Genomic DNA, 12,662 nt, shown 5'->3' on the forward strand with positions numbered 1-12,662 from the left:
GTAATAGATAACAATTGTAAAGTTATCTCAAAATAATTTTGGGTCTTAATATTTGAACCATGCAGAAAGAAAAAAGAATTTATTGGATAATTACTGTTATTGGAATGGCTTTGATTGTGCTTCCATCCTATTTTGCTCCGCGGGCATATTTAATCGAATCCATACACAGACTTGGCTTCCCTGCTTATTTCAATCTTGAATTAGACATCTGTAAGATCGTTGGTGCGGTAATTATCCTTATCCCTGCCATACCCAGTATGTTTAAAGAATGGGCTTATGCCGCTTTCGGAATATTGCTGCTTTCTGCAAGCCTGGCACATTGGCTCGCAGATGGTGCTGCAAAAGGTATCGCACCGTTGATTCCGTTTGCCATACTATGTGTATCCTATTATTATTTCAGAAAACTACACTATGCCAAATAAAACGCTTGTAGTAATCGCAGCCTTTCTGTTGACATTGATTGTCGCTGATCTATTCGGTGAGGCCAACACTATAACCGGAATCAATGAAAAGAAAAATAATGATACCGTAAAAATAGAAAAACAGAAAAAAAATGAAAATAGAAATCTGGAGTGATGTGATGTGCCCATTTTGCTATATCGGCAAAAGGAATTTTGAAGCTGCTCTGACGCAATTTCCCGACAGGGAAAACATAGAGGTGGAATGGAAAAGTTTCCAGCTTGATCCTACCATTCCTGAAGCGCCAGAGCATCGGGAAAACATTTACCAGTTTGTAGCTGCACGGAAAGGAATCAGCTATCAGCAGTCAGTTGGCATGCATCAACAGGTAGTAAGGATGGCTAAGGATGCGGGGCTTGAATATCATTTTGATAAAATGCTTGTCACTAACTCGCTGAAAGCTCAGCGCCTGATCCAGATTGCAAAGACAAAAGGACTGGGAGAAAATGCAGAAGAGCGCCTGTTTTATGCATACTTCACAGAGGGTAAGGATCTCTCTGATGATGCTGTTTTGACGGAACTGGGAAATGATATCGGTCTGACGAATGCTGATGTAAAAGAAGCCCTAACCAACCCTGTTTTTCAACATATGGTGGAAGCAGATGGGGCAGAAGCATATAGGCTGGGGGCAAAAGGAGTTCCTTTCTTTGTGATAAATCGCAAGTATGCTATCGCTGGCGCTCAGTCTGGTACTGAAATGCTCAAAGTACTGCAAACTGCTTATGCGGAATGGAAGAAGGAAAACTCCGGTCTGCTTCAGGTTGCTCAGGGTGCGACTTGTACACCCAGTAATGAGTGTACACAGTAATTAATGAATAAAGATTGCCTCCGGCTGTCCTGTTGCCCTCTGCATTACCCAAGAAACCATGCCCGATTCCATCGGGCAGTTTTGTTTTACCGTCCGCTCCTCCGTTCGCTGCCGGTAAAATAAAACCCGCAGCAATAGCTGCGGGTTACTTGTTGGTCGGGATGACAGGATTCGAACCTGCGGCCTCGTCGTCCCGAACGACGCGCGCTACCGGGCTGCGCTACATCCCGAAATAATAGATAGGGAGTGATCGGGTGATCACAAAATTAATTGCCGCCCGGCATTCCAGCAAAAAATACAGACGCCCCAACCATTTATTCCAGGAGGCTATCATTTACTGGCCGAATTGTTAATGGTCCTTTGACTCCTGAATTGATACACCGAACCAGCAATAAACAATAGTAAAATAGCGAGTAGTGTTTTTCCTATTATGGGGTCATTGATACCCTTCGCCAAAGGGTGGCCAATTGGAATACGGGTTAAGGTTTCATTGACTGTCGGGAGCATAGACAGAAAAAAACTAAAGGACAGGAAGAAGTTTTCAAAATAGCGTGCCCTGGTATTTCCTTTTTTCCGGGAATGAAGAAAATAAGCTGCTGCTATCAGCACAATGATAATTATTGATAAAACATGTCCCGCATTAAAACCGCCATGCCTGGATATACCTAATGCGGTGAAGGAAGTAATAAGCGTACCATAAAAATAGACTTTGCCGGTAATCCGGGTGAAATCGATTTTACCCTGTTGTACAAATCCTATGAGGGCAGCAATTATGGCAATAATGCCAATGGCTGTATGAAAGAGCCCCAGGTTAGATAGTCCCATCGTTTTTAGTTTAATTCGTTTTGTCATTATTGACCTTGCAAAAATATCAGGTAAAACAGCGGCGGTTTTTGTGAATTAGTCCAGTCTTTTGGCAATTTGGATCAGCAAACAGTTTTGTTTTCCGGGGCCCGGGACCGGTTTGCGGGTAAGTGGCAAACTGGAACAAAGTATTATTTTTACAGCATGGATAAACAGCCTATCCTTGCTTAAGCATTTCAGCGCATGGTAATCGACTATAAAAAAATTGATTTGTTTGGAAAATCATTCATTCAAAAAGTGGTACTAAAACCACCTTTTGAATTTGCTTTTCCAGTGGCAGAGCAAGCTTGCTTCTTGTATATGTATCAGGGTGAAATGCAGTATGAATTCGATGGGGAGCAGGTAAATATTCCAACTAATTATTCATTATTTCTAAATTGTATCCACTCCGGGAAACAAATACACAACACCCATTCAAATAGTAATGGTGAAATAGTCATCGTCACCTTCCATCCGGATATATTAAAGAAGATATACGAACGGGAGCTTCCCCTGTTGCTCCAAAAACCACAACATACAGTTTCTAACCTGTCAAGTGAAAAAGTAAACAATGACTTCCTGATACAGAAATACATTGAAGGCCTCTTGTTTTACTTCGAAAACCCATCTTTGGTAAATGATGACATATTGATCTTAAAATTGAAGGAGATCATCCTGTTGCTGTCGCAAACCCAAAATGCAGCAGCCATACAAGTAATACTATCCCAGCTTTTTTCTCCGGCTACGTATACTTTCAAGCAAATAATAGAAGCACACCTGTTTTCACCGGTTGGTATTGAAGAACTGGCCCGTAAAGCCAACCTAAGCGTCTCTTCCTTTAAAAGAGAATTTACAAAACTGTACAACGACTCTCCGGCCAATTACATTAAAAACAAAAGACTGGAAAGAGCATCAGAACTACTGTTAGCCTCAGACAATCGCATTACGGATATTGCCTATGCGTGTGGATTTAATGACCTGGCAAATTTTACCAAAAGCTTTCACGACAAATACAAGGTTACGCCCACCAATTACCGGTCAACATTGAATAACAGGCAATAAAACCGCACAACCCGGTCGCCCTGGTTGCCCGAATCCTGTATGCCGATCAATGTTCCTTTGTAATAATAAAGGCCGTCGATCCCATTCAGATAGGTCCCTCCTCCATCACTGAGCCATGACTGCTTTCCCGTGACCAGATCCAGAATATGCAAGCCGGTAAAATCAGCTACAAACAACACCTTGTTGACCTCATCGGCAGCTATCCCATTGGGATACACAAGGCCCGTAGCATATTCAGTCAATGTATCACTGCCCGGCAATTTCCGGTACACCTTTCCGGCCTTGCTGTCGGTAAAATAAATATCGCCCGTACCGGCAGGGACGAAAATCCTTTATTTTCTTCCACGGGATATGGCAGGCCTTTTTTGGCCAGTATACCCAACAGCTCCAGACCGGGCACGGGCTGACCAGCCTGACAAAAACACTCCGCCAGTTTGTATTGAATGCCCGGGTGATTGGTAACGGCTACCAGTGGTGCTCCCAACTGGATACAGCGCTCATATTTCTTTTCATTATAGGCAGTCATAAATTGTTGATAATCATCGACCACCCCCTGTGCAGGAGATGGTATCGTACCTATGAAGCAAAGGAAAATGGCCAGTATTGACCGCTGGAGCAGAAAGGATGGGATAGGTTTCATCCAATGAATTTAAAAAAAGTCACCTATTCCCTGTAACATTCTTCCCGTTTGTACGATTAGATAGTATACACGGTTAAAAACACCATGCCTTTGGGGAATTGCTACTAATGAATAAACAGGAAGAATTAATAGCCAGGTGCAAACAGGGCGATCCCTCAGCTTATACTGAGCTGTACCATGAGCACGTCGGGGCAGTATATAATTCCATTATAAGACTGGTACGCCATACGGCGGAAGCAGAAGATATCCTGCAGGAAAGCTTCGTGGCAGCCTTCCAGGGCATTGCTGGTTTTACTCCAACAGTAGGATTCAGGGCCTGGGTTAAAAAGATTGCCATTAATAAGTCCATCGACTGGATACGGAAACAGAAAATAAGCTTTGTGGAACTGGAATCGCATTTCATGGGTATATCAGAAGATGCGGGGATAGACGAGGCTGCTTTTCAATATACCATGGATGCCATAGCAGCAGCCATTGAATTACTACCTGATCATTACCGCACTATTTTCAACCTGTATGCCATAGAAAATATACCGCATGGAGAAATTGCCCACCTGCTGGGACTGGAAAATACAACTGCCAGAACCCAATACCACCGGGCCAAACAAAAATTATTAATGATTCTCACCAAAGGAGGTTAGTATGAGCAGTGAATTGGAAAAATATATACGGAATAACCTGGATGAGCTGGATAAGAAAAGGCCAGATGATGCGGTACTGGGTCGTATCCTGGCAACCATGAAAACCGCAGAACAGGAGAAACCTGCCGCCACGGTGCGCTCCATGCGGTTATGGAAATGGGCGGCTGCCTGCTTGCTGGTGACTGCCGGCGGCATCGCGGCCTGGTATTATAATCAGCAACCACAACCCACCCATGCAGGTACTACCAATATTCCCCCCATACGTCCTCAGCCAGTGCCAAAAACGGAGCTGGTAGTGCAGCCGCCTGTTACTATACCAAGGGAACATGTGGCCAGGTACAAAAAAACAGTTGTTCCTGTAGTAAAGTCCTCAAAGACGGAATTATTAGCAGGGTTGAGCAATATGCAATCAGCAGCCAGCAGGATCAATGCGGTTTTTGCTGCATCCAGGATGAAATACAACAGCAAAGAGGTGGCGGATGCGCTGGTGCAAACCCTCAACAATGATCCCAATGCCAATGTACGATTGGCCGCACTGGATGGACTGACCAGGTACCATAATGAGCCATCTGTAAGAAGAAAGCTGGTGGCTTCGCTCAATAATCAACAGGACCCGGTGGTACAGATCAACCTGATCGACCTGCTCGCCGGTATGCAGGAGGTAAGCGCCCTGTCGGGTCTCGAAAAAATGGCCAATGATGAAAACACCAATACAATTGTCAGGGGTGTTGCCTGGGCCGGGATATTACAGCTTCGTCATCGATAATCAAATCAGCATATACTTATATGAAAAAATACTTGTTATTAGTTGCTTGCAGCCTTACAGCCATGATAGGGGCCAGGGGCCAGGAATACAGGGTCAAAAGATCGACCGGCAAACTCATTGTGAGCCTTCCTGCGGTCGTCATTGAAGGGTATAGCGGCAACGAAATCGTATTCAGTTCCAAACCCAAAGAAACGGAGATCGATCCCAAAGCAGTGGGCCTTCAAACGATCAATACAGCTGGTTACCTGGACAACTCAGGGCTGGGTATCAGTGTGGTCGAAAAAGGAAATACGGTGGAAGTAAATGAGGTGATCGAAAACCTTGACATAAAAATATTGGTGCCCAAAGGCATGATCCTGTCATTTGTATGTAACAAAGTAACGGCAGGCGCAAAAGTTATTTTCAGGAATATGGACAATGAAATAGAGATCGATGCCTATGACAATATTCTTTTGCTCGACCATGTAACAGGCCCCTTAACAGCCCGGTCGCTCTATGGCCCCATCGATGTGGTATTTACAGGGCCTGTCAAAGGACCGGTATCCATCGCTACCATCTATGGTGCTATTGATGTTGCCATACCGGTGGCCACAAAAGCCAATATGCAACTCAAAAGCATCCACAGCCCCATTATGACCTCGCCTGATCTAAAAATAGAGATGGAGAAACATGAACCAGAGCCGGTGGGCAGTCACGCCACCTCCATTGCAGGCAAGTTGAATGGCGGCGGAACAGACCTCTGGCTTAATTCAAAATTCGGTAAGATCTATCTCCGCAAGACCCAATAACAACAATCAATAAGGGGAGATCGAACCCGCTTTCCCCAACAAAACTAAACCCTGATTTATGAAGTATATGATGGTAATGGCATTGCTATGCCTGGCTGCAAGTGTAAAGTCTCAAACCTGTGCCTGTGAAAAAGAGTTCTTACATGTAAAGAACATAGTCGAGCATAATTTTGCAGGATATGCCGACCGGGTAAAAGCGCTTTCAAAAGCAGGCTATGAAAAAAAGGTCCATCAATTACTGCAACTCACCCGCAACAAATTTTCCAGCGACAATTGTCCGCTCATCATCTATCAATACCTTAAAATTTTCAAAAGCCATCACCTGGGCTTCGCTCCCAATTATGATCCCGCTAAAACGGATACTGATTTTGTAAATCACCGCCCGGTTTACAACATCACCGATGAGGAGATAGCGCGGTTGAAGCAATCCAGGTCGTGGGAAGGTATTTATTATTTCACCTATGATTCATCCACTAAAATTGCGGTGATCAAAGACCCGACGGATATACATGACTATATAGGCGTAACCATAGAATCTACCAGGCCAACCTGGAAAAAAGGCCTCATCAAGTTTGAAGGCAAATTGGAGAATGATAGTATCCTCTCGGGTTTATTGTACATGCGCAATCACCGGCCTAAATTCGAAGGCTTCTGGCTACATGATAACAACAATATGATAAGCGGCGACTGGCGGCGTGAAGGTGCGCCGGCGCCTGTAAAACAAGCTGCTGCCAATTCTTCACCGGGGGAGCGCATCCCCACCATTCATGCCAAAAACCTTTCGGCCAATACCTTTTACCTTAAAATAGGCAGTTCTGATCTTAAGCACAAACCTGCTATAGACTCCATACTGAAAGCTAATGAGGGTTTATTAAATTCGATCCCCAACCTCGTATTGGATTTCCGCGACAATGGCGGTGGAGCCGATGCCACCTGGGCGCCCCTCATCCCTTATCTCTATACACAGCCCATTAAGGAGATTGGAGCTGATGTATGGGCAACGGAGTTAACCATTGCAGGCTATAAAAAATACCTTGAAGACAAGAACTTACCCCAGGCAAACAGGGATCGCCTCCTTCGCAAGATCGCTAAAATGGAAGCAGCAAAAGGGAAATGGATACGAGGCAATGAAGATGAGATAAACTCCTCTTTCACGGCAAAACCATTTCCCCAAAAGGTGGTCATCCTCATCAACCGCTGGTGCGGCAGTGCTACGGAAGAGTTCTTACTGGCGGCACAGCAAAGTACGAAAGTCATACTGGTGGGTGAAAATACCATTGGCAACCTCGATTATTCAAATGTCGTAGAGGTTCCGTTTTCCTGCTATCCCTATACTTTGACCTATGCCACTACCCGCAGCCGGCGTTTGGATATGGGCCAGGGTATAGACAATGTGGGGATCGCTCCCAAATACCGCCTCGCAGAAGAAGCAGATTGGATACAAGAAACGTTGAGGATATTGGAACATTAGGCGTCTCTTCTTTCAACACATATACATCAACTGTCCAAACCGCCGGGCTTACCATGATTTAGACAAGACTTTCCTGTAATTCTACATTTTTGAAGAAAGGGAATAAGGCTACTTTTGCTTTCTCCCCTTCACCAGAACGTAATCAAGCAAAGTCATTCTCTAAAATAAAATTAAAACCATGAGCAAGATCACAGTAAGCGACGGTACAGAAATCTATTACAAGGATTGGGGTACAGGACAACCCATCGTTTTCCATCACGGCTGGCCTTTATCGGCTGATGATTGGGATGGCCAAATGATTTTCTTCCTCAACCAGGGATACAGGGTAATTGCCCATGACCGCAGGGGACATGGAAGATCTTCCCAAACGGCCAACGGCCATGAAATGGACACCTATGCAGCCGATGTGGCAGAACTGGCCAAAGCACTCGATCTGAAAGATGCCATACATGTGGGCCACTCCACCGGCGGCGGAGAAGTGATCCGCTATGTTGCCAAGCACGGCAAAGGCCGCGTGGCCAAAGCGGTTCTCATCAGTGCTGTTCCCCCGATCATGGCAAAAACAGCCAATAACCCCGATGGTATTCCTATGCAGATATTTGATGAAATACGCGAAGGAACTGCTACCAGGCGGGCCCAGTATTTCCAGGACTTTACCATTCCTTTTTACGGCTACAACCGGGAAGGCGCCAAAATATCACAAGGCATCCGGGATAACTGGTGGCGGCAGGGCATGATGGGATCGGCCAAAGCCCATTATGATTGTATCAAGGCTTTTTCTGAAACCGATTTTACCGAAGACCTTAAAAGTGTGGATGTACCGGTTCTTATCATGCATGGAGAAGATGATCAGATCGTTCCTTTTCCGCTTACAGGGGCAAAATCTATCAAGCTGCTCAAAAAAGGAACACTTATCTCCTATCCGGGCTTTCCTCACGGTATGCCAGCCACAGAAGCTGCCACGATCAATAAAGACCTGTTGGCTTTCATCAAGTCCTGATCATAACGACTATACACATACCTGTCAAATGCTGTCAGCCACCTTGCTGGCAGCATTTGAGTTTATAACCGCTACCCCTCTACCCTGCTGTATTCTCCTGCAGTTTTCCTTTCGCTTGGTGTGGCGGTACAACCTATCTACATCCACTGTTGCTTTGGGTGGGAGGCGCCAGCTTCCCTCTCAGTCTCGGCTAAAAGTGGCTGATTTTGTGTTTGATGCTATTAGCATATTCTATCCATACTGAAGGTATACTGAAGCTATACTGTAGCCATGCTGAAGGAATACGGATTTAGGATGTTGTCTTGTACTGAAAAAACCTTACAGTTGGGCAGGTCAATACGGTTTTTACTTTACATGCTTAGGCAATAATACGGATATCGCTTTACAGGTTAGGAACTTTGTTGGTCACCCGGATTGTTTTTACGTTTCCTGGGCTTCCATCTTTTTTTCAATTTTCCCTCTCTAAGGTGAGCCTGATCAGGTGTAAGGTTATCACAGCTCATGTGTTGGCGCAGCCGGTTATACAGGTCAATGGCGTTATGGGTAACGCTTGTTGCCTGGCTATAGCCTTCAAAAACCCTATCCAAATCCAGTTCTGTTTTAAGGATGCCGTTTACCCTTTCTGCAACCGGATTTTCATACGGACTCCCTGTCTGGGTCATACTGATGCGGATCTGATTTGTTTGTAATACACTTACATACTGGTCACAGCAGTATTGTATCCCTCTATCTGAGTGGTGGATAAGACTTTGGGGTACATAGTCTTTTAAGGACCTGATAGCTTTGTTCAGGGCTATCAGACATCCCTGGACCCGCAGGTTCTGGCTTACATGATAACCGACTATTTTTCTGGAATAGGCATCCGTTATCAACGACAGGTACATAAATCCCTTTTCTGTCCGCAGATAGGTAATGTCGCTCACCCAATGTTGCTGAGGCTTTAGTACTTCCAGTCCTTTGATCAGATTGGGCCATTTTCTATAAGGGTGGTCGGACCAGGTGGTACGTGCATGGCTCCTTTTGCGCTTTTGCAACATGTTATGCTTTTTGAGTAACTTAAAAAAACGGTCCCTGCCCATCCTGATGTTATGCGCCTGCAGCGCTGGTCGCAGAGAGCCCAGCAATTTCACAGCGCCTTCTTTCTTTAAGACTTTGCGTGCTTGTGTTGCCAGGTCCAATACAAGTTCTTCCCGCAACTGCCCGTTGGCCGCCTGCCATCCATGTTCATAATAAGCCTGCCTTGTTTTACCAAACAATGCGCAAAGTGTGCCTATCGCTGCCTGAGGATAGTGCTGTTTCACTTGCCGGACTGTTTGGTACCAAACTTTTTTACAATGTCCACTCCCAGCTCCTTACCGGCATTTTCAAGTAACATTTCCCAGGCTGCTACTTTGAGATTGGCCTGTTGTAATTGCTTTCTGAGTTCTTCTACTTCACTGGTTGTGGCAGGCTGCTGCGATTGTTGTGTCGGCTGGACAGGTGGTATTTCTCCCGTGGGATAGTTTGCCTTATACCATTTTACAAAATGCCGGACTGTACTTGGACCAGGAAGACCATACTTGATAGCCAATTTCATATAGCCCAGATCACTACTTAGATACTCACGGGCTACTGCGATCTTGAGGATGTTGTCATGGACAGGATCCCGACCGCCCTTGTTGTTTGAACTCATAATGGGTAAATTTAGGTTTCTGTATACTTACTACCCATTTATGTAAGGAGATTTCAGGAACGAGACATGTAGAATGTAGAATTACTCCGTGCTTTGATTTTTCCTTTCTGTTGTTTTCTTTGGTTCTCTTTATCCCGTTCTACCTTTTTCTGATTCCTCTTTCGGTATCAACACTTCACAAACTTACTATAACGGCCAGGCTATTTCCAAATGTGTTGTTGTATAAATCGTCATTTTTGTAATTTTTGTAAAAAATCGACGCACATTACGTCGATTTTTTACAAAAATTACAAAATATACCATGGGGTATTGGAAAGGGGTATCTGGGTGTTGTATGTTTGTGTTGAACAGTTACCAAAGCAATTGACCATGTGGACGAGGCCTCTAAGCATGGTTGATGGAACTAAGTGTTGTGCAACACTGAAAGCAAGCTTCGAGCTACGAGCTCCCGCTATGGCGGGACAAGTTATGAGCTGCGAGCGCCCGCTGTGGCGGGACTGGTTTTTTAGCTGTTGGCTACGAGCGGTTGGGTTTTAGCAGTAGCTTTTACAATTTCAGTTCTTTGCTATTTGCTTCTTGCAGATAGCTACCGGCTGAGGGCTATTGCCACTGGTTTTCGTTTTTATGGCTGTGATCTATGAAGGCCTGGTGCGCCAGCCACCAGACTATACGACAAGGGTCCGGATGCAGTGGAAAATGGAAGGCAGGATTTGGCCGGGATGAGGAGCCACGATTTAAAAGTCGAAGCTGTTAGGGTCTAACGGTTGTGTAGTTTATTTTTAAACATCTAAATGAATGATAAGTACAGGGGAGTATGTAATCACCTGTATTGATCTGATGTTTATATGCCATGGCCCCGTTCGTGAGAGCGGGGCCATTTTTGTATCTGAACAGGATTGTCCTTTACTAAAATAACTATACGGGTATGCCTGCTTTATTTGGCATAGGTAAGCCCTGCTATCCGCTTACCCGTCATACCTTTGTGTTGGATGAGCACTTTAAACCGCATGCCCATATCCAATAACAAGGTCCGCGTAAGCAGTGCCTCCTGCCATATCGCTTTTAGCTTGTCCTGCCCGGCAGCAAGCGTTTTCCGTAAACAATCCTTAAAGTCCAGGCCCAGCAGAAAAGTGGCCTGGTTGATCAACTCTGCACTGGTCAACCCGCTTTTACTCCCCCAATGGCTCAAGGCAGAGAAATTAACATGTGTAGTAATATCCTGCAACCCAATGGCCTGGTAAGGGTCATCATTGATCTGATGCTGGTGATAACAAAGCAAAGTCCCGTTGCGCCGGCACGCACGGTAAAGCTCTTCCGAAGAATACCCATAATCTATCGTGATCACATACCCCTTTTCTAAATTTGTTCCAATGGCTTTCATCCATTCAGTGGCTTCCAGGTTTACTTCCGTTTGAAAGTCGCGCGGCAACTGTATTCCCAACTCTGCAAAGTAATTCGTAAGTGATTCATCAGCCGGCCTCAATATTTCCACAAATCCCTCCGTGAAATCCAGGAACACTTCCTGCAACACATCCTGCATGACTACGCGGTGAACGGCAAAGTTATCGACCAGCTCATTGGAAATAACACAACCAGTAAATCCACCAATAGCCTCAATGGCATCAAACCACTCCACTTTACCCCCCAGGTGGCGCTGTTGACGCTCCCGCATCCCTGCACTTTTTTCAATGATGCAATACCGCAGCCCGTCCAGGTGCTTACAGGCTGATCCCAGAAAGTTGAGTATATCATAACATAAATACCCCTCGCCTGCCCCATACTCCACAATAGTAAAATCTTTGCTGCCCGACTGCTGCCACATTTCCTGTAGTTGCTTGCCCAACACCATACCCATCACAGGGCCCAGGTGAGGACTGGTAACATAATCTCCCTGCTTTCCGATCTTCGTACGTGTGGAAGTATAATAACCAAGTACAGGGTGATAAAGGGCCATTTCCATATAATCATGAAAGGAAATAGGCCCTTCCCGTTTGATACGTTCAACGATCATATTTGCCAGGTCCATGTACTGCGCAACAAAAAGGACATGCCTTCCACCGGGTGGTAGAAGTCTAACCCCTACGGGGTATTTATTGCCCAGCCAACTATAATTTTCTATTTTTATTGGCCAATAATTCATCATCCCAATCAATCTTGTATGTCCTACAACGAACAACTTGCCGACCGGGTAAGAGAACTCATCGCCGCCACGGAAAACAAAATAGAAGAGAAGAAAATGTTTGGCGGACTCTGCTTTATGGTCAACGATAAAATGCTGGCTGGTATAGAAGAGGAACGGATGATGTTGCGTATTGGTCCTGACGGCTATGAAGAAGCCCTGGAAAAAGAAGGCTGTACACCCATGGATTTTACGGGCAAAGTGATGAAAGGCTATGTATTTGTAGACCTTGATGTATTGGCCACCAATAAACAACTCTCCTGGTGGATCAGCAAAGCATTGGCCTATAACAAAATAGCCAAGGCCTCCAAAAAGAAAAAGAAGTAACCTGCT

The 12,662-nt window shown here is 45.1% G+C and carries 16 protein-coding genes and 1 tRNA gene; 10 read left to right on the plus strand and 7 right to left on the minus strand.

The window, feature by feature from the left end; genetic code table 11:
* Window positions 1-59 precede the first annotated feature (59 nt).
* The 3 genes from D3H65_RS12155 to D3H65_RS12160 are packed head-to-tail and all read left to right on the plus strand — an operon-like array spanning window position 60 to window position 1,267.
* Entirely contained in the window at window positions 60-422 is a 363-nt protein-coding gene (locus D3H65_RS12155; RefSeq protein ID WP_119050574.1) for a DoxX family protein, read from the plus strand.
* Window positions 412-576, plus strand: a complete 165-nt coding sequence (locus tag D3H65_RS32920; RefSeq protein WP_162915586.1) for a hypothetical protein — start codon at window positions 412-414, stop codon at window positions 574-576. Before D3H65_RS12155 ends, D3H65_RS32920 begins: the two co-directional genes overlap by 11 nt.
* A complete protein-coding gene (locus tag D3H65_RS12160) occupies window positions 554-1,267 on the plus strand; it encodes a DsbA family oxidoreductase (RefSeq protein ID WP_119050575.1) in 714 nt (237 codons plus the stop codon). Before D3H65_RS32920 ends, D3H65_RS12160 begins: the two co-directional genes overlap by 23 nt.
* 153 nt (window positions 1,268-1,420) lie before the next feature.
* Here D3H65_RS12160 and D3H65_RS12165 read toward each other — a convergent pair.
* A tRNA-Pro gene (locus D3H65_RS12165) sits at window positions 1,421-1,497 on the minus strand.
* Window positions 1,498-1,597: 100 nt separating this feature from the next.
* Window positions 1,598-2,092, minus strand: a complete 495-nt coding sequence (locus D3H65_RS12170) for a hypothetical protein (protein ID WP_119050576.1) — start codon at window positions 2,090-2,092, stop codon at window positions 1,598-1,600.
* 222 nt (window positions 2,093-2,314) lie between these two features.
* Between D3H65_RS12170 and D3H65_RS12175 the strand changes: the two genes are divergently transcribed.
* Window positions 2,315-3,172, plus strand: a complete 858-nt coding sequence (locus tag D3H65_RS12175) for a helix-turn-helix domain-containing protein (protein WP_119050577.1) — start codon at window positions 2,315-2,317, stop codon at window positions 3,170-3,172.
* Here D3H65_RS12175 and D3H65_RS12180 read toward each other — a convergent pair.
* Together D3H65_RS12180 and D3H65_RS12185 are read right to left on the minus strand one after the other, a co-directional pair.
* Window positions 3,142-3,444, minus strand: coding sequence for an SMP-30/gluconolactonase/LRE family protein (locus D3H65_RS12180; protein WP_162915587.1), 303 nt, complete (start codon window positions 3,442-3,444; stop codon window positions 3,142-3,144). The two genes, D3H65_RS12175 and D3H65_RS12180, sit on opposite strands and share 31 nt — an antisense overlap.
* A complete protein-coding gene (locus D3H65_RS12185) occupies window positions 3,411-3,812 on the minus strand; it encodes a hypothetical protein (RefSeq protein WP_162915588.1) in 402 nt (133 codons plus the stop codon). Before D3H65_RS12185 ends, D3H65_RS12180 begins: the two co-directional genes overlap by 34 nt.
* 107 nt (window positions 3,813-3,919) lie before the next feature.
* On the opposite strand from D3H65_RS12185, the gene D3H65_RS12190 reads away from it, so the two are divergent.
* The 5 genes from D3H65_RS12190 to D3H65_RS12210 all read left to right on the plus strand — a co-directional run bounded on the left by D3H65_RS12190 (window position 3,920) and on the right by D3H65_RS12210 (window position 8,478).
* Window positions 3,920-4,453, plus strand: coding sequence for an RNA polymerase sigma factor (locus D3H65_RS12190; protein ID WP_119050580.1), 534 nt, complete (start codon window positions 3,920-3,922; stop codon window positions 4,451-4,453).
* A 1-nt stretch (window position 4,454) separates the two neighbouring features.
* Entirely contained in the window at window positions 4,455-5,219 is a 765-nt protein-coding gene (locus D3H65_RS12195) for a HEAT repeat domain-containing protein (protein WP_119050581.1), read from the plus strand.
* 20 nt (window positions 5,220-5,239) lie between these two features.
* The gene (locus tag D3H65_RS12200; protein WP_119050582.1) at window positions 5,240-6,007 is read left to right on the plus strand and encodes a DUF4097 family beta strand repeat-containing protein; all 768 of its coding nucleotides are present in this window, start codon (window positions 5,240-5,242) and stop codon (window positions 6,005-6,007) included.
* A 58-nt stretch (window positions 6,008-6,065) separates the two neighbouring features.
* Complete coding sequence (locus D3H65_RS12205) at window positions 6,066-7,478, plus strand: S41 family peptidase (protein ID WP_119050583.1); 1,413 nt, start codon at window positions 6,066-6,068, stop codon at window positions 7,476-7,478.
* A gap of 178 nt (window positions 7,479-7,656) precedes the next feature.
* The gene (locus D3H65_RS12210) at window positions 7,657-8,478 is read left to right on the plus strand and encodes an alpha/beta fold hydrolase (RefSeq protein WP_119050584.1); all 822 of its coding nucleotides are present in this window, start codon (window positions 7,657-7,659) and stop codon (window positions 8,476-8,478) included.
* 389 nt (window positions 8,479-8,867) lie between these two features.
* Here the strand turns inward: D3H65_RS12210 and D3H65_RS12215 are convergent, their stop codons facing one another.
* The 3 genes from D3H65_RS12215 to D3H65_RS12225 form a co-directional block, all read right to left on the minus strand.
* On the minus strand, window positions 8,868-9,779 hold the full coding sequence (locus D3H65_RS12215) for an IS3 family transposase (RefSeq protein ID WP_119049468.1): 912 nt from the start codon (window positions 9,777-9,779) through the stop codon (window positions 8,868-8,870).
* Window positions 9,776-10,150, minus strand: a complete 375-nt coding sequence (locus tag D3H65_RS12220; protein ID WP_119049026.1) for a hypothetical protein — start codon at window positions 10,148-10,150, stop codon at window positions 9,776-9,778. The genes D3H65_RS12215 and D3H65_RS12220 overlap by 4 nt, the downstream gene beginning before the upstream one ends.
* Window positions 10,151-11,084: 934 nt before the next feature.
* Window positions 11,085-12,176, minus strand: a complete 1,092-nt coding sequence (locus D3H65_RS12225; protein ID WP_119050585.1) for a class I SAM-dependent methyltransferase — start codon at window positions 12,174-12,176, stop codon at window positions 11,085-11,087.
* 132 nt (window positions 12,177-12,308) lie between these two features.
* Between D3H65_RS12225 and D3H65_RS12230 the strand changes: the two genes are divergently transcribed.
* Entirely contained in the window at window positions 12,309-12,656 is a 348-nt protein-coding gene (locus D3H65_RS12230; RefSeq protein ID WP_119050586.1) for a TfoX/Sxy family protein, read from the plus strand.
* Window positions 12,657-12,662: the final 6 nt, after the last annotated feature.

Source organism: Paraflavitalea soli, from assembly GCF_003555545.1.
GTDB classification, from domain to species: domain Bacteria; phylum Bacteroidota; class Bacteroidia; order Chitinophagales; family Chitinophagaceae; genus Paraflavitalea; species Paraflavitalea soli.